This is a genomic window from Aeromonas diversa CDC 2478-85 (assembly GCF_000819805.1).
GTDB classification, from domain to species: domain Bacteria; phylum Pseudomonadota; class Gammaproteobacteria; order Enterobacterales; family Aeromonadaceae; genus Aeromonas; species Aeromonas diversa.
This window is the reverse complement of the sequence record NZ_CDCE01000037.1, coordinates 241,675-258,277: the sequence shown is the minus strand read 5'-3', so window position 1 is coordinate 258,277 and position 16,603 is coordinate 241,675. Positions and strand designations below refer to the sequence as shown.

At 63.5% G+C, this 16,603-nt stretch carries 15 protein-coding genes and 3 tRNA genes; 5 read left to right on the top strand and 13 right to left on the bottom strand.

Annotated features, from left to right (window positions below; all coding sequences use genetic code 11):
• Positions 1-160: 160 nt before the first annotated feature.
• The 11 genes from BN1121_RS18400 to BN1121_RS18350 all read right to left on the bottom strand — a co-directional run bounded on the left by BN1121_RS18400 (position 161) and on the right by BN1121_RS18350 (position 9,988).
• A tRNA-Leu gene (locus tag BN1121_RS18400) sits at positions 161-246 on the bottom strand.
• Between the two features lie 43 nt (positions 247-289).
• Positions 290-363: transfer RNA gene (locus BN1121_RS18395), tRNA-Cys, on the bottom strand.
• A gap of 18 nt (positions 364-381) precedes the next feature.
• A tRNA-Gly gene (locus BN1121_RS18390) sits at positions 382-457 on the bottom strand.
• Between the two features lie 201 nt (positions 458-658).
• Positions 659-1,213 (bottom strand): CDP-diacylglycerol--glycerol-3-phosphate 3-phosphatidyltransferase, encoded by a 555-nt coding sequence (pgsA, locus tag BN1121_RS18385; protein ID WP_005354108.1) that lies wholly within the window; start codon positions 1,211-1,213, stop codon positions 659-661.
• A gap of 100 nt (positions 1,214-1,313) precedes the next feature.
• Complete coding sequence (gene uvrC, locus BN1121_RS18380) at positions 1,314-3,161, bottom strand: excinuclease ABC subunit UvrC (protein WP_005354109.1); 1,848 nt, start codon at positions 3,159-3,161, stop codon at positions 1,314-1,316.
• Between the two features lie 59 nt (positions 3,162-3,220).
• Positions 3,221-3,865 carry a UvrY/SirA/GacA family response regulator transcription factor gene (uvrY, locus tag BN1121_RS18375; RefSeq protein ID WP_005354112.1) on the bottom strand — a complete coding sequence of 215 codons (645 nt, stop codon included), beginning with the start codon at positions 3,863-3,865 and terminating at the stop codon, positions 3,221-3,223.
• Between the two features lie 216 nt (positions 3,866-4,081).
• Positions 4,082-4,831, bottom strand: coding sequence for a 3-deoxy-manno-octulosonate cytidylyltransferase (kdsB, locus tag BN1121_RS18370; protein ID WP_005354114.1), 750 nt, complete (start codon positions 4,829-4,831; stop codon positions 4,082-4,084).
• Positions 4,828-5,016 carry a Trm112 family protein gene (locus tag BN1121_RS18365; protein WP_005354121.1) on the bottom strand — a complete coding sequence of 63 codons (189 nt, stop codon included), beginning with the start codon at positions 5,014-5,016 and terminating at the stop codon, positions 4,828-4,830. Before BN1121_RS18365 ends, kdsB begins: the two co-directional genes overlap by 4 nt.
• 4 nt (positions 5,017-5,020) lie before the next feature.
• Entirely contained in the window at positions 5,021-5,986 is a 966-nt protein-coding gene (lpxK, locus tag BN1121_RS18360) for a tetraacyldisaccharide 4'-kinase (RefSeq protein ID WP_005354123.1), read from the bottom strand.
• Positions 5,986-7,740, bottom strand: a complete 1,755-nt coding sequence (gene msbA / locus BN1121_RS18355) for a lipid A ABC transporter ATP-binding protein/permease MsbA (RefSeq protein ID WP_005354126.1) — start codon at positions 7,738-7,740, stop codon at positions 5,986-5,988. The genes lpxK and msbA overlap by 1 nt, the downstream gene beginning before the upstream one ends.
• Positions 7,741-7,771: 31 nt before the next feature.
• The gene (locus BN1121_RS18350; protein ID WP_043157628.1) at positions 7,772-9,988 is read right to left on the bottom strand and encodes a DNA internalization-related competence protein ComEC/Rec2; all 2,217 of its coding nucleotides are present in this window, start codon (positions 9,986-9,988) and stop codon (positions 7,772-7,774) included.
• Between the two features lie 97 nt (positions 9,989-10,085).
• On the opposite strand from BN1121_RS18350, the gene BN1121_RS18345 reads away from it, so the two are divergent.
• From BN1121_RS18345 to BN1121_RS18325, 5 genes are all read left to right on the top strand, one after another.
• Positions 10,086-10,574 carry a DUF2062 domain-containing protein gene (locus BN1121_RS18345; RefSeq protein ID WP_005354132.1) on the top strand — a complete coding sequence of 163 codons (489 nt, stop codon included), beginning with the start codon at positions 10,086-10,088 and terminating at the stop codon, positions 10,572-10,574.
• A 68-nt stretch (positions 10,575-10,642) separates the two neighbouring features.
• On the top strand, positions 10,643-11,164 hold the full coding sequence (locus BN1121_RS18340; RefSeq protein WP_005354134.1) for a DUF2062 domain-containing protein: 522 nt from the start codon (positions 10,643-10,645) through the stop codon (positions 11,162-11,164).
• Between the two features lie 118 nt (positions 11,165-11,282).
• Positions 11,283-11,939 (top strand): Bax inhibitor-1/YccA family protein, encoded by a 657-nt coding sequence (locus BN1121_RS18335; RefSeq protein ID WP_005354137.1) that lies wholly within the window; start codon positions 11,283-11,285, stop codon positions 11,937-11,939.
• A gap of 128 nt (positions 11,940-12,067) precedes the next feature.
• Complete coding sequence (gene yccS / locus BN1121_RS18330; protein WP_043157630.1) at positions 12,068-14,176, top strand: YccS family putative transporter; 2,109 nt, start codon at positions 12,068-12,070, stop codon at positions 14,174-14,176.
• A 36-nt stretch (positions 14,177-14,212) separates the two neighbouring features.
• Positions 14,213-14,548: a TusE/DsrC/DsvC family sulfur relay protein gene (locus tag BN1121_RS18325; RefSeq protein ID WP_005354142.1), complete on the top strand. Its 336-nt coding sequence runs from the start codon at positions 14,213-14,215 to the stop codon at positions 14,546-14,548.
• Positions 14,549-14,593: 45 nt separating this feature from the next.
• Here the strand turns inward: BN1121_RS18325 and dedD are convergent, their stop codons facing one another.
• Together dedD and folC are read right to left on the bottom strand one after the other, a co-directional pair.
• Positions 14,594-15,346: a cell division protein DedD gene (dedD, locus tag BN1121_RS18320; RefSeq protein ID WP_005354143.1), complete on the bottom strand. Its 753-nt coding sequence runs from the start codon at positions 15,344-15,346 to the stop codon at positions 14,594-14,596.
• Complete coding sequence (gene folC / locus BN1121_RS18315; protein ID WP_043157632.1) at positions 15,346-16,602, bottom strand: bifunctional tetrahydrofolate synthase/dihydrofolate synthase; 1,257 nt, start codon at positions 16,600-16,602, stop codon at positions 15,346-15,348. Before folC ends, dedD begins: the two co-directional genes overlap by 1 nt.
• Between the last annotated feature and the right edge of the window lies 1 nt (position 16,603).

Here is a 16,603-nt window from a genome sequence, read left to right as displayed (position 1 = left end):
CAATCCCACAGGGATCGTCCCTCCCCTACTCCTTCCTAGCTCCCACCCTCTAAAATTCTGTCGCCACTTTGTCGCCACTTTGCAGGTGAGGTGCACAAACGAAAAAGGCCACTCGTGGGAGTGGCCTTTCGTAAGTCTATGTTTTTACAATCAATTTAAGTGGTGCCCGGAGCGGGACTCGAACCCGCACAACCAAAGGTCGAGGGATTTTAAATCCCTTGTGTCTACCGATTTCACCATCCGGGCGATAACTGATTGTATTAGGGCCCGCACTGCGGGCCCTGGAATATGGAGGCGCGTTCCGGAGTCGAACCGGACTAGGCGGATTTGCAATCCGCTACATAACCGCTTTGTTAACGCGCCAGACTCTCGATGAGAGTTTGGAGCGGGAAACGAGACTCGAACTCGCGACCCCGACCTTGGCAAGGTCGTGCTCTACCAACTGAGCTATTCCCGCCTGTCTCGGCTTTCGCCCTGACTGTGAGGCCGCATTCTATCGGCTTGTGCCAATGAGTCAACCCAAAAAAGTTAATTGCCTGATCGTTCGGGCATTTTTTGCGCCGTTTGCCGAAAAGAGCGGCGCTAGCGACGGCGGCCCCCATCAGGGGACTGCCGTGCACACGGGCTTGATTGATATGCAGGTGCGTCTTCGTGACACTCAAAAACGAGAGTGATAGCTGAGATCGGCCCAGGCCGCCTTGAGGTACTGGAACATGGACCAGAAGGTGAGCACGGTCGCCACGTAGAGCAGCACATAGGCGAGCCACACCATCCAGATGTTGTACTGCCAGATGAGGCCGGTGAGCGAAATCATCTGGATGGTGGTCTTCCACTTGCCAATCCAACCCACGGCAACCGCGGATCGTTTGCCGATCTCGGCCATCCACTCGCGCAGGGCCGAGATGAGGATCTCGCGGCCAATCATGGTCAGCGCCGGAATGGTGACCCAGACGGTGTTGTAGTGCTCGACGATGACCACCAGGGCGGCCGCCACCATGATCTTGTCGGCCACCGGGTCGAGGAAGGCGCCAAACGCGGTGGACTGGTTGAGCTTGCGCGCCAGATAGCCATCGAACCAGTCGGTGACCGCCGCCAGGATGAAGACGATGGCCGCCGCCAGATAGGACCACTCGTAAGGGAGATAGAAGAGAACGATGAAGAAGGGGATCAGCAGGATCCGGAAGTAGGTCAGGAGGTTGGGAATATTGGTCATTATTGTCAGCCACTTCATCTGTGCGAGCGAGAGGCGGCGGCGCCGCCTGATAGTACCTGTCTGACAGGCGCCGTCATTATGTCACCCCACCGTCTGTGCGTCACCCGTTTGCACCGTGAAACGCGGCGTGGATCGCCTCTGCCAGCGCCTCGCTGATCCCGGGCACCTTGGCCAGCTCCTGCACCCCGGCGCGCTTGACCTCTTGCAGGCCCCCCAGGTACTTGAGCAGCGCCTGCCGGCGCTTGGGGCCAACCCCCGGGATCTCCTCTAGCGAACTCGATACCCGCGCCTTGGCGCGCCGCGCCCGGTGGCCGGTGATGGCGAAGCGGTGGGACTCGTCGCGGATGTGCTGGATGAGGTGCAGCGCCGGCATGTCTACCGGCAGATGCAGCTCCTCGTGGCTGTCGCCGATGATCAGTGTCTCGAGGCCCGCCTTGCGGGTCACCCCCTTGGCCACCCCGATAAGCAGAGGCTGCTTGCCGCCGAGGCGATCCTGATGGCTGGCGAGGATCTCCTCGGCCCGGCGCAGTTGGCCGAGGCCACCATCGATAAACAGCACGTCCGGCACCTTGTCCGGATCCTGCTGCTTGCCAAAACGGCGCTCCAGCGCCTGCTCCATGGCCGCGTAGTCATCGCCGCCGGTGATCCCCTCGATGTTGAAGCGGCGATATTCGCTGCCCACCGGCCCCTCACGGCCAAACACCACGCAAGAAGCCACGGTTCGCTCCCCCATGGTGTGAGAGATATCGAAACACTCCATGCGTGCGATCGGCGCCTCCAGCTCGAGCAACTCCTCGAGCTGGCGCAGCCGCTCGCCCATGGTGCTCTTGTGAGCCAGACGCGATTGCAGCGCGGTGAGCGCATTGGTACTGGCGAGCTTGATGAAACGGGCGCGCTCGGCGCGGGTGCGGCTCACCACCCGCACCTTGTAGCCGGCGGTCTGCGCCAGAGTGTCGGCGATGATCGATTCGTCCTCGAGGGCCACATCGAGCAATACCTCGCTCGGGATCTGCCGCCCGGACTGGCCCGAGAGATAGAACTGCAACAGGAAAGATTGCACCACCTCGTCCAGAGGCGTGTCACTCGGCACCTTGGGAAAATAGCTGCGCGAGCCGAGCACCTTGCCCTGGCGAATAAAGAGCACGTGCACACAGGCTGTGCCCTGCTCCTGCGCCACCCCCACCACGTCGAGATCGTCCAGCACATTGCCGCTCACCGACTGCTGCTCGGTCACCCGGCGCAGGGCCAGGATCTGATCGCGAAAACGGGCCGCCTCCTCGAAACGTAGCTCCAGACTCGCCGCCTCCATCCGCGCCACCAGCCGGCCTATCACCTCCTGGTTCTTGCCGGCCAGGAAGAGGCGCGCCAGCTCGACCTGGCGACTGTATTCCTCGTCACTCACCAGTCCAGCCACACAGGGGCCGGCGCAGCGCTTGAGCTGGTACATGAGACAGGGGCGCGAGCGGTTGGCATAGACGGCGTCCTCGCACTGACGCACCGGGAAGATCTTCTGCATCAGGTGCAGGCTCTCGCGCACCGCACCACCAGAGGGGTAAGGCCCGAAGTACTCCCCCTTCACCTTGCGCGCGCCGCGGTGTACCCCGATGCGCGGGTGGCGCTGGTCGGTGATGATGATCCAGGGATAGGACTTGTCGTCCCGTAGCAGCACGTTATAGCGCGGCTGGTACTGCTTGATGAAGTTGTGCTCGAGGATCAGCGCCTCGGTCTCGGTGTGGGTCACCACCACCTGAATGTCGGCTATCTGGCTCACCAGGGCGCGGGTCTTGGCGCTGTCGACCTGCTTGCGAAAATAGGAGGAGAGCCTTTTTTTAAGATCCTTGGCCTTGCCCACGTAGATGACGCTGCCGCCTGCGTCATACATGCGATAGACGCCGCTCTGGTGGGTCACGACCTTGAGGAAGGCCTTGCTGTCAAACTGCTCGCTCATGGTGCTCCATCAAGGGAAAAGGCGGCCACGGCCGCCTTTGACAAACGAGAGCCCGGGGCTCAGAGGGTGTCGGCATCCAGCATGCCGTAACGGATGGCGAGGTGGGTCAGCTCCACGTCACCGTTGATCCCGAGCTTGCTGAAGAGGCGATAACGGTAACTGTTGACCGTCTTGGGGCTCAGGTTGAGCTGCTCGGAGATCTCGTTCACCTTCTGCCCCTTGGTGATCATCATCATGATCTGCAGCTCGCGCTCGGAGAGGGACTTAAAGGGGTTCTCGTCGCCAGAGGCAAACTGGCTCAGGGCCATCTGCTGGGCGATCTCCGGGGAGAGGTAGCGCTGCCCGGAGTGGACCAGGCGGATCGCCTGGATCATCTCCTCGGGGGCCGCCCCCTTGGTGAGATAACCGGCGGCGCCAGCTTGCATCACCTTGGTCGGGAACGGGTTTTCGGAGTGAATGGTGAGCACTATGATGCGCACATCGGGGCAGATACGCAGGATCTTGCGGGTCGCCTCGAGTCCACCGATCCCGGGCATATTCATGTCCATCAGGATCACATCGGGATGGCTCTGACGGCAATAGGTGACGGCGGCTTCACCACTTTGGGCCTCACCGACCACCTTGATCCCGCGCACATCTTCCAGAATTCGTCTTATCCCGGTACGCACCAGCTCATGGTCATCGACCAGAAATACATTAATCACCCGGACACCCCATTTTTATCACTTTTTTGCCCTTACTCGGGCGAACCACAATTCTTGCATCATAACCAAACTGCCCGATTTGGCAATCCAGGGCAAGTCCGAGGCAAAAAATCGCGAACATCCTCACTAAAATCAACAAATTAGACAGCAATAGTGAATAAAAAAGCGACACTGAGTGTCGCTTTATCCAAGAAACAGGAAAAGTGAGTCTCCCGCTTAACCGGCCAGCACCCGGCGCACCGTCTCCAGATCGTCCGGGGTGTCGACCCCGACCGGCGGCGCCTCGATCGCCTCGGCCACGTGGATCTTCTCCCCGTACCAGAGCACCCGCAGCTGCTCGAGGGCCTCAACTTGCTCAAGCTGACTCGGCGCCCAGGAGACGTAGCGTTCGATAAAACCGGCGCGATAGGCATAGATGCCGATGTGGCGCTGGAACCAGGGGCCGATGGCCTCGCGGCTGGCGGCGAAACGGTCCCGCTCCCAGGGGATGGGGGCACGGCTGAAATAGAGGGCGTAGCCATCCTTGTCGGTCACCACCTTCACCGCGTTGGGGTTGAAGGCCTCGGCGGCCGCATGAATGGGCACGCTCAGGGTCGCCATGGGGGCACTGGCGCCGGCCAGGTTGTCCGCCACCTGACGGATGATGGCGGGCGGAATGAGGGGCTCATCCCCCTGCACATTCACGACTATGGTCTCGGCAGCAAACCCGTAGTGGCGGCATACCTCGGCGAGACGCTCGGTGCCGGACTGGTGATCCGGTGAGGTCATGCACACCTCAACCCCGGTGGGCGCCAACGCCTGACGAACCCGCTCGTCGTCGGTGGCGACGATCACCCGCTCGGCGCCAGAGAGCAGGGCCTTTTCCACCACGTGCTGCACCATGGGCTTGCCGTGGATATCGGCAAGAGGCTTGCCCGGCAGCCGGGTCGAGGCGTAACGGGCAGGAATGATGACGACGAAACTCATGGGTTGAGCTCTTCCAACGAGAGGTGACGGGCGCGGTTTTCCAACAGCACCGGGATCCCCTCCTCCAGCGGGTAGGCGAGCCGGTCAAACCGGCACACCAGCTCCTGCTTGCTCTTGTCATAGTTCAGCTTGCCCTTGCACAGGGGGCAGGCCACGATATCCAGCAGTTTCGGATCGAGAGCCACTGCGTCACTCCTTTAACGATGTCATTAGGGTACCGAGCAGCCCTTCCGGCAACTCGGCACGCACGGGAATATACCACCAGTTGGGCCGGGCGAAGGCGCGGCACTTCACCGCGTCCTTCTCGGTCATCAGCAGCGGCCGCTCGCCAAAGCGGGCGGTCAGCTCGGCCTCATCGAAGCCGTGGTGATCGGGGTAACCCTGCGCCTGGACCAGGTCATAGCCCAGCTCGCGCAGGGTGGCAAAAAAGCGGGGGGGATGGCCGATGCCGGCCAGGGCGTCCACCTTGGGACCGAGCGCCCCCCCGGCGGGGAGATCATCCAGCACCCGGCGCGGTGCATCCGGGACCAGGCGCATGGCCCACTCACCCGGCGCAGGCTCGCCACCGTTGCAGATGATGGCATCCACCGAGCCAAGGCGCGCGAGGGGCTCACGCAGGGGTCCCATGGGCAGCAGGCAGCCGTTGCCGAAGCGGCGCATCCCGTCGACCACCACGATTTCCACGTCCCGGGCCAGGGCGTAGTGCTGCAGGCCGTCATCGGTGATGATGATGTCCACCTCGCCGCTCTGCTCGAGCAGCCGCACCGCATCGGCGCGCCGGGGAGAGACGGCCACCGGGCAGCCGCAGCGACGGTGGATCAGCACAGGCTCATCCCCCGCCTCGGCGGTGGTGGTGTCCGCCGCGAGGCGCAACGGATAGTGCGATGCCTTGCCACCGTAGCCACGGCTCACCACCCCGGGGCGCAGCCCCTGGGCGCGCAAGGCCTCCACCAGCCAGACCACCACGGGGGTCTTGCCGTTTCCTCCCACCGAGAGGTTGCCCACCACCACCACCGGCAGAGACGAGCGATAGGCCTTGCACAGCCCCAGCCGGTAAGTCGCGCGGCGAGCACGGCTCACGGCGGCAAACAGGGCGGCCAGGGGTAAGAGCCCCCAGCGCAGGGGGCTGTTTTGATACCAGATGGCGTCAAGCATCAGGCTTTGTCACCAAACTGGATGGCGCGCAGCTGGGCATAGGTGCCGGCTTTCCCCATCAGCTCGGCGTGATTGCCACGCTCGACGATTCGACCCTCGTCGATCACCAGGATCTCGTCGGCCTTCTCGATGGTAGAGAGGCGGTGGGCGATGACCAGGGAGGTGCGCTGCTTGCACAGCTCGTCAATGGCCGCCTGGATGTGGCGCTCAGACTCGGTATCCAGCGCCGAGGTGGCCTCATCGAGCAGCAGCACGGGGGCATCGCGCAGCAGGGCACGCGCAATGGCCAGACGCTGGCGCTGACCACCCGAGAGCGACGCGCCATTTTCGCCAACCACGGTGTCATAACCCTGAGGCATCTTGCTCACGAACTCGTCGGCGTGGGCGATGCGGGCCGCCTGAACCACCTCGTCACGGCTGTAGCGATCCTCGGCGGCGTAAGCGATGTTATTGGCCACCGAGTCGTTAAACAGGTGCACCTGCTGGGAGACCAGGGCGAACTGTTTGCGCAGCTCACTCAGGCGATAGTCGCGAATGTTGACCCCATCGAGCAGGATCTCCCCCTCATCGATGTCATAGAAGCGGGTGATGAGGCTGGCGATGGTGCTCTTGCCCGAGCCCGAGCGTCCCACCAGGGCCACCGACTTGCCGGCCTCGACCTTGAAGCTGACACCATACAGGGCCGGCGTCTCCTTGGTCGGGTAGGTGAAGGTGACGTTGCGGAATTCAATCTCGCCGCGGGCGCGCTCCAGCGTCTGGGTGCCGGTATCCTGCTCGGGCTCGGTGTCGAGCAGACCAAACAGGCTGTGGCAGGCGGTGATGGCGCGCTGGAACTGGTTGTTGACGTCGGTCAGGCTTTTGAGCGGCTTGAGCAGCATCATCATGGAGGTAACCATGACGGTGAAAGTACCGGCGGTCAGGGTGCTGCGCACGCTGTCGATGGTCGCCACATAGAGGAAGGCGGCCAGGGCGATGGAGGCCACCATCTGCACCACCGGGCTGCCGATGGCATCGGCCGCCACCATCTTCATGGTCTGCTGACGCATGTTGTTGCTGACCTGATAGAAGCGCTGCTCCTCGACCTTCTGGCCGCCAAACATCAGCACCTCTTTATGCCCCTTGAGCATCTGCTCGGTAGAGGTGGTGATATTGCCCACCGCATGCTGAATGTGGCGGCTTATCTTGCGAAAACGGCGGCTGATGAGGCCGATGATGATGCCGACCAGGGGACCGACCACCAGGAAGATCACCGACAGCTGCCAGGAGTGATAGAACATCAGGCCGAGCAGGCCCACCACGGTCGCCCCTTCCCGCACCAGAGTCACTAGCGTGGTGCTGGCGGCCGAGGAGACCTGGCTCGCATCATAGGTCACCTTGGAGAGCAGATGACCGGTGTTTTGCCGATCGAAGAAGCTCATCGGCATGGCCACCATGTGGTTGAAGACCTGCTGCTGCAGGCGCATCACCACGTGGTTGCCGACCCAGGCCATGCAGTAGTTGGAGAGGAAGTTGGCCACCCCGCGCAGGGCGACGATGCCGAGCACGAAGAAGGGCATCCACTTGAGCACGCTCGGGTCGCTGCCGTTGATCCCCTGATCGATCAGCGGCTTGATGGAGTAGACGAAGGTGGTGTCGACGGCGGCGTAGCCCAGCATGCCGATGATGCCGCCGATGAGGCCCAGCTTGCGATCGCGCACATAACCGAGCAGGCGTTTGAACACGGGCCAGCTCGGTTGATCATGAGTATCTTGCATTGAACTGCTGCTTGTTAATTGAAAAGACGCGTCATTCTAGCCAAAGCGCCGGCTTCCACCAAGCGCCGTGACGCCGGTACCAGGGGCCATGCGCTCGCTCGGCACTGACCTCCGGCCCCTCTGGGCCGAGCTCCATCACCACCTCTCCGTGCAAGCCAGTGACCCATTGATGGGCCCCGAGCCCCTGATAGCGCGCCACCACCTCGGCCCGGGGAAAGCGCCAGCGATTGTAGAGCCCAGCCCCGTAGACCACGAAGCGAGGAGCCACCGCCGCCACGAAGGCCGGGGTGGATGAGGTACGACTGCCGTGGTGGGGCACCACCAGCAGATCGCTTCTAAGCGCAGAGCCCCAGCGCGCCACCAGGGCTGCCTCGGCCTCTTTTTCGATGTCACCGGGCAGCAGCAGGCTCCACCCCTCACCGTCCAGACGCAGCACACAGCTGCCGTTGTTGCGGCTGTTATCCGCCCTGTGCCCCGACTCGGGCCAGAGCACCCGTACCTGAACCTCCTGCCAACGCCACTGCTGTCCGGCCTGACAAGGCTCGGTGCTGCCTGCGAAGGGGTAGGAAGAGATCTCGCGGCCCACCGCCATCTGACGCAGGAGACGGCGTCGCCCTCCCGAGTGGTCCCTGTCCTTGTGGCTGATCACCAGGGTATCGACCCGGGTGATCCCGCGCTCGTGCAGATGAGGCAGCAAGGCCGCGTCGGCCATGCTGTAACCACCGGGATAGCTGTCCCCGGTGTCATACACCAGCGCCCGCCCTCCCCGGCTAATGACGACACTGAGCCCCTGCCCCACATCGAGCACGCTGACCCTGAGCCCATCGCGCGGCCACCCCACCACCAGCAAGCACAGGGTCAGCGCAGGTAGTAGCAGCCAGCGCCCTCCCGCGAGTGGCAACGCCGTGAGCGCGATCAGGCCAATACCCGCCACCAGACCCCACTCACGACCTAAGGGCCACCAGAGCGAGAGCTGGCCTGCCAGCCACTCGAGCAGCCAGATCACTCCCACCAACGCCTCATTGGAGAGCCACAGCAGTGGATAGGCGAGCGGGGCACCAAGCGGCATCAGCAGCACGCCGATCAGGGCCGCCGGGATGATGACAAGGCCAAAGAGGGGCAAGAGCAACAGGTTGGTGGCAAAGGCCAGGGGCGCCACTCCGCCAAAGAGGGTGACTTGCAGGGGGAGCAGCCCCAGCAGCATCCAGAGTTGCAGCCGCCAGAGGGAAGGGCGCTGCCAGAGTAGCCCTGCCACCATCAAAAGGGCCACCGCCACGAACGAGAGCCAAAAGCCCGCCGAACAAAGCGAGAGGGGATCCCACAGCAGCAGGAGGGCAAAGGCCCAGAGCCACACCCGCCAGGGCGGCCAGGCGCGGCGCCACCAGCGAAGCCCTCCCCATACCAGCACCATGAGCAGCGCCCGCTCAACCGACACCCCGAAACCGGCCAGATAGGCGTAGATGAGAGCGAGTAGCGAAGAGAGGATAATGGCGGGGCGCTCTCCCCAGAGGCGGCCAAGCCACCAGCCGAGCAGCGCGACGATGGCGATGTGTTGACCCGAGATGGCGATGACGTGGGTCAATCCGCCCCCACGAAAGAGTTCCCACTGACGGCGGCTTATCTCCCCCTGCTCACCAAAGGTGAGCGCTCGCAGTAGCGGCGCCTGGGCAAGGGGATGCCAGAGGGCATCGGCGCGGGTCAGCCAGCGTTCACGCAGCCCGGCAGGGCGAGACGCCAGCACCACCACCGTATCCAGGGTACCGGTCGCCGTCACCCCCTTGCCAAGCAGAGTTCGGCGTCCATCCCATCCGGCGGCGTTACCGAGGCCATGGGCCGGCTTGAGCCGGGCCGTCAGCGAGACACGCGACCCCACCGCTGGCGGAGGCAAGGGGCGGTAGAGATTAAGCTGAACCAGAGGTGCGGGCCAGAGGGTTTCACCGTCCAGCTTGCCTGCGCGCACCCACCAGCGACTGAAGCGCTCGTCGCCGCGCTCCCAGCGCTCCAGCGTCCCGACCAGGGAGACCCGCTGCTGGGCAGGCAGCACCTCGAGCCAGGCGAGTCTAAGGTGCAGGCTCAGCTGCAGCCAGAGCAGGCCGAGGCAGAGCCCCACCAACAGGGGCCGCGGCCCGCGCCAGAGGGACAATAACAGGCCGGCCAGGGGCAGCAGTGCCCACGGCCAGTCGGGGATGAAGGGCCAGAGCAGGGCCGATGCCCCGCCCAGGCAAAAACCCATAAGGTGACGGTCCATGGCATTGAGTATTCGTATGGCACGCACGCTTCGCCAACTTGGCCACCCCGTCCGGAGTCGATAAACTGGGCCTTCGTTCATCACGAGCCAAGCCACCGTGAACCATCGCCTGATGTCCCGCCTGGGGTTAACCCCTGAGGCTCTGCGCCAGCAACGCTGGTTTACCCTCTTCGGGGAGCGCCTGCTCGTTCCCCGCCTCTGGCGCACCACCCCTGTTGCCCTGGGGGGGGCCCTCGCCGCCGGCCTCTTTGCCAGCTGGATCCCAATACCCATGCACTCTCTGATCGCCGTGGTGCTGGCGCTGTGGCTCGGGCTCAATCTCCCCCTGGCACTGCTTGCGGTCTGGTTTAACAACCCCCTGACCCTGCCCTTCATGTATCTGGCCGCCTACGAGACCGGCTGCCGCCTGCTCGGGGTCCCGGCCGAGCAGTTTCATCTGGTGTGGCGTCTGGGTTGGCTCGAGCAGGAGGCATTGACCGTGCTTCCCCCCTTCCTGCTCGGCTCCCTGCTGTTGGGGCTGCTGAGCGCGGCCCTCGGCTACCTGCTGCTGGCAGGCGCCCTTGCCCTGTGGCAACGGCGGCGCTGAGTTTGTCCGTGCCAAGCGGTCGACGCGGGTTTACACTCCCGCCTTTTGCGACTCAAGGAGCTAACGCCATGCAGCTCAAGCGCCGGCTCAACCGCTGGATGCCCAACCCGGCCCAGTTGCGCCACCACCCCAGACTGCGGCTGTTTGGCCGCTGGCTCGACACCCCCTTTCTGTGGCACCTCAGCCGGCGCACGGCGACACGCGCCTTCGCCGTCGGCCTCTTCTGTGCCTGGCTACCCGTACCGTTTCAGATGGGGATCGCGGTAGCGGGAGCCCTGGTGCTTGGGGCCAACCTGCCGCTCTCGGTGGCGCTGGTCTGGCTCAATAATCCCATCACCCTGATGCCCATGTTCTATGGGGCCTACACGCTGGGTGTCGCGCTCATCGGCGCTGAGCCTCAGCCCTTTCACATGGAGCTCTCCTGGCACTGGCTGGTGAGCGCTTTCGCAACCGTAGGCCCAGCACTGCTGCTCGGTGCCCTGCTGTTGGCCGGCATCAGTGCCGCCCTGGGGGCAAGCACCATCTCCTGGCTGTGGGTTCGAGCGGTACGTCGCCAGCGGCGCCGCGCCACTCGAGGGGGTTGTTCATGACAAGTACATACAACTGAGTAATAATCGACGCCAAAGGTTGTGAACCTGCGCTTGAGTCCCCATCTTGGAGGGGTTAGCGGACCACTACCGGCCCATTCATCATTAGAGGACTGACAAGATGGAAACCCGTTCTGTCTTTACCGGTGTACAGAGCACCGCCCGCGACACCAACAAGGTGCTGCGCAACACTTACCTGCTGCTCTCCATGACGCTGGGCTTCTCCGCCCTGGTGGCCGGAACGACCGCCATGCTGGCGTTGCCGGCCCCCCACTGGGCCGTCTTCCTCATTGGCGCCTATGGCCTGATGTTCCTGACCGAGAAGAACCGCAACAACAGCATGGGGCTGGTCTTCACCTTCCTGTTTACCGGCTTCATGGGCTACACCCTGGGCCCCATCATCAACCTGTTTATGAACAACGGCGGTGGCGATATCGTACTGACCGCCATCGGCGGCACGGCGCTGACCTTCTTCGCCCTCTCCGCCTATGCCCTGACCACCAAGCGTGATCTCTCCTTCATCGGTGGCATGCTGTTTGTCGGCTTCTGGGTTCTGCTGGTGGCCACCATCGCCAACATTTTCCTGCAGATGTCGGCCCTGCACATGGCGCTCTCTGCCATGTTCATGCTCTTCTCCTCCGGCGCCATCCTGCTGACAACCCAGCAGATCGTGCGCGGCGGCGAGACCAACTACATCTCGGCCACCATCACCCTCTATATCTCCATCTATAACATCTTTGTCAGCCTGCTGAGCCTGCTCGGCGGCAACCGTAACTAAGCCTGATGGCTGCATGACCCCCGCTTCGGCGGGGGTTTTTATTACCCCCTGATTTGGATCAGGATGCACCAACCCCGTTTGCGCTACTATCGGGGTCTCGTTACCGCTTCGGATGTGTCACCTCTCCCATGCCGATGGATATCCTTGGCCCCCTGCGCCGCCTCGTTACCGACAGCCACGTCTACTTTGCCCTCAAGGTGCTCATCACCATACTGGGGATCCTCGCCTTCGCCCTTGTCACCGGTGAGCTGCGCATGGCCGTGCTCCTCTCCCTCGGAGTCGTGGCCGGTGCCATCGCCGAGACCGATGATCACCTCTGGGGCCGTATCAAGAACCTGGCCATGACGCTGGCCTGTTTCCTCTTTGCCAGCGTCTGCGTCCAGTTTCTCTTCCCCTGGCCCTGGCTCTTTGCACTGGGGCTGGCGGGCTCGAGCTTTCTGTTTGTAATGGTCGGTGCCCTGGGGCAGCGCTACGCCACCATCAGCTTCGGCTCCCTGCTCATCGCCATCTACACCATGCTGGGGGCCGCCAGCACTCCCTCTCTCTTCTATCAGCCCCTGCTGCTGTCGGCCGGCGCCCTCTGGTATGGAGTGGTGTCGCTCATCTGGCTCTGGCTGCTCCCCTACAAGACCCTGCACGAGCAGCTGGCCCAGGGCTATTTCGCCCTCGGGCGTTACCTGCTGGAAAAGTCCCGCTTCTTTCCGGCCGACGAGCACGGCAGCCAGGCGATCCGCCACAACCTCGCCCTGCTCAACATAGAGGTGGTGCAGGCGATGAATCTGGCCAAGGCCAGCCTCAACAGCCGCCTGGGCCAGCGCAACACCCCAGAGCTGGCTCGCCTGCTGCAGCTCTATCTGCTGGCGCAGGAGATCCACGAGCGGGCGACCTCGAGCCACTACCCCTACAGTCGTCTCGAGCAGGACCTCAAACAGGGCATAGTGTTGGAAGGATTCCAGGAGGTGTTGCTGCAACTGGCAGAGGCGTGCCAGCGTCTGGGCTATAGCATACTGGTGCACACGCCCTATCATCATTCACGCCGGATCCACTGGACCCTGGAGGCGTTGGGAGATCAGCTCGAGTTCACCCATCTCAAGCAGCACTACCCGAGCAGCCTCTTCACCCCCATGAAGTTTTTGCGCCGTAACCTGGCCAGCATCAATGCCCTGCTGCAGAGCGCCGCCGATCTGCCCGAGCCACAAGGGGAGTTGCCACCCCTGGCACGGCCGGCCCGGATCGGCTGGCAGAGTCTGCGCCAGCATCTCACCCTCGACTCTATGCTGCTGCGCCACGCCATCCGTATCTCCCTCGGCCTGGTGCTGGGCTATGGCGTACTGCAGGCCTTCTCCCTCGACAAGGGGTACTGGATCCTGCTGACCCTGCTGTTCGTCTGCCAGCCCAGTTACAGCGCCACCCGGCGCCGCCTGGTGCAACGCATGCTCGGCACCTTCGCCGGGATCCTGCTCGGCGTTCCCGTGCTGCTGCTCTTCCCCGACATCCACGCCCAACTGGTGGTGATGGGGCTGGCGGCGTTTCTCTTCTTCACCCAGGTGCGCAACAACTACAGCGCCGCCGTCTGTTTCATCACCCTCTATGTGTTGATGGCCTTTAACCTGCTCGACAACATCGGATTGGCCATCGTCGCCCCACGCCTGCTCGATACCGCCCTCGGCTGCCTGCTCGCCTATGCCCTGGTAGCCTGGCTGTGGCCCGACTGGCAATACAAGCGTCTGCCTGCCCTGATTGCCCGCTCCCTGTCGGCCAACGCCAGCTACCTCGACGTCGTGCTCGCGTCCTTGACCCAGGGGCGCACTGAATCCCTCGACTATCGCATCGCCCGCAAGCGGGCCCATCAGGCCGACAGCGAGCTGGCCCTGGCCTGGCAGAGCATGCTGGTCGAGCCCCAGAAGCGGCGCCGCTTTCTCGATCTCTGCTTCTCGCTCACCTGGCACAACCATGCCCTGCTCTCCTACATCTCGGCCCTCGGGGCCCACAGGGACAAGCTGGAGAGCATAGAGGGACTCGACGAGATAGGGCGCTACCTGGAGCAGACTCTGCACAGCGCCGCCCAGCAGGTCACCGGCCAGCCTCCCCTGCCGCCCCATGGACACTGCCCTCTGCTCACCCACGATCAGAGCGAGGAGCAGCAGATGCTGACTCAGCAGCTCAACCTCATCAGCCAGCAGGCCGAAGAGCTGCTGGCCCTGGCCCACCAGACCCGGTTGCTCACACCGGGGTGAGGCGCTACCATGCCCGCCTCATCACAGGAGTCATCCATGGCAGAACTGATTTTCAACGGGCGGGCCATCGCCACCGATGCCCAGGGGTATCTGTGCGACATCCACGACTGGAGCGAGCAGCTGGCACTGCTCTTGGCCGAGCAGGAGGGGATAGTGATGGAGGAGCCCCACTGGGAGGTGGTGCGTTTCGTGCGCAACTTCTATCTGGAGTTCAACACCTCGCCGGCGATCCGCGCCCTGGTCAAGGCGATGGAGAAACACTACGGTCCCGAGAAGGGCAACAGCCGCTATCTCTACAAGCTCTTCCCCAAGGGTCCCGCCAAGCAGGCGACCAAGATCGGCGGCCTTCCCAAACCGGTCAAATGCATCTGAAAAAACACCGCGCCAAGGCGCGGTGTTTTGTTAATGAAAGCGAGGTTAGGGACTATAGGCCACAACTGACCCACTCAGGGCCGTCAGCTGATTGAGCCGTGGCAACATCCCCTGCAGCTTGTCGCGGGAGACGTCAGGCCCCACCACCACCCGGTTGAGCTCTCCCTGACGGGGCGTACGGGGTATGGTGTGCGCCGGATAGCCGGCGGCGCGCAGCTTGGCGACTATGCTGTTGACGCTCTCCACATTCTTGAACGCCCCCAGCTGGATGATCCAGGAGCCCTGACTCGGCGAGGCCGGCTTGGACTTATCGAGGCTGGAGACCAGCTCGCCGAGGGGATCGACCAGCTTGGGCTTATCGACCGGTTTGCTCTCAACCACCTTGGGTTTGACCTCTGCGGGCTTGGGTTTCGTCTGCGCGACCTCGGCGGGCTTGGGCTTGGGTTGCGCCGGCGGCTCTGGTTTGGGCTGGGCGACGCTCGGCTGTGCCGACGCGCTCTGCACCGTGACCGGCTCGGCGATGGGCTCAACCTGCCAGCTGTTCGCCCCCGCCGTCGCTTCCGGGGGCTGGGCCGCCGTCACCTGCGCCGTTTCATGAGTGGCCTGAAGATCGGCCGCCCCCGAAACCTGCAGCGCCGGCTTGGCCGGCTCGAGCTCGGGGCGCAGGGGGATCTTGGCAAAGGCCGCGTCCTCCACCTCCTGCTGCTTGTTACCGTCGAGCAGGTCCGGCAGGAAGATGACCACCAGGGCAACCAGAATGACGGTGCCCACTAAACGATTCTGAAACTGCGAGGCCACTATGACTCCTTTTGCTCGTGCCCGGCCAATACGTCCGCGACAGTATAAAACGAGCCAAAAACGATAACCATATCAAGGGGGTCCGATTGAGCAAGGGCAAGCCGATAGGCCTCCATCACGCTGTCATGACAGGTCGCCTCTTCCCCCAGGGCCAGCTGTAGCTGGCTGGCACTGGCGCCGCGCGGACCGCCCAGCGTGGCCAGGTGCCACTGCCCGATCAGTCCCTTGAGTTCGGCCAGCGACCCGGCCATGTCCTTGTCCTTGAGCATGCCAACCACGGCACGGCGTACTCCGGCGCACGGCATCTGGCGCAGCCGCTTGGCCAGATAGGCGGCGGAGTGAGGGTTGTGCGCCACATCCACATAGACGGTCGGGCTCTGCTGCAACAGTTGCAGGCGGCCTGCCAGGGTCGCGCTCGCCAACCCCTCGCGGATTGCGGCCTCACCAAGGGGCAGATCAAGCGATTCCAGGGCCGCCAGCACGGTGACGGCATTCATCAGGGGCAGGCTCGGCAGCGGCAAGTTCAGATAGGTGTTCAAGCCATGGTAATCCCATCCCAGCTCCCGCGTCTCACCGCGAAAATCATGACCGACCTGGCGAAGATGAGCGCCGATCCGCATCGCTTCACTCGCAATGGTCGCCGGTGGCTCAGGCTCACCGCTGATGGCGGGCTTGCCGGCGCGATAGATCCCCGCCTTCTCCACCGCCACCCGCTCACGGGTATCCCCGAGCCAGTCGCAGTGATCGAGCGCAATCGAGGTGGTCACCGCCACGTCGGACTCCACCACATTGGTGGCATCGAGTCGCCCTCCCAGCCCCACTTCGAGCAGCAACACATCCAGGTTGGCACGGGCAAACTGCCAGAGCGCCGCCAGAGTGGCGAACTCGAAGAAGGTAAGGGAGATGTCCCCACGGGCGGTTTCAACCGCCGCGAAGGCCTCACAGTGGGCCTGGTCGGCCAGCTCGGTCCCGTTGACCCGAACCCGCTCGGTAAAGCGCAGCAGATGTGGCGAGGAGTAGACCCCCACCCGGTAGCCCTGGGCCATCAATATGCTGGCGGCCATGGCGCAGGAGGTCCCTTTACCGTTGGTGCCACCGACGGTGATCACCTTGCACGGCAGTGTGGTCACCCCCAGGCGACGAGCCACCTCACCGACCCGGGTCAGCCCCATGTCGATGTTGGCGGGATGAATGGCTTCCAAATAAGAAAGCCAGTCGACCAGCGACCGGCTTTGATTCTGAGATGAAGAGGTCATG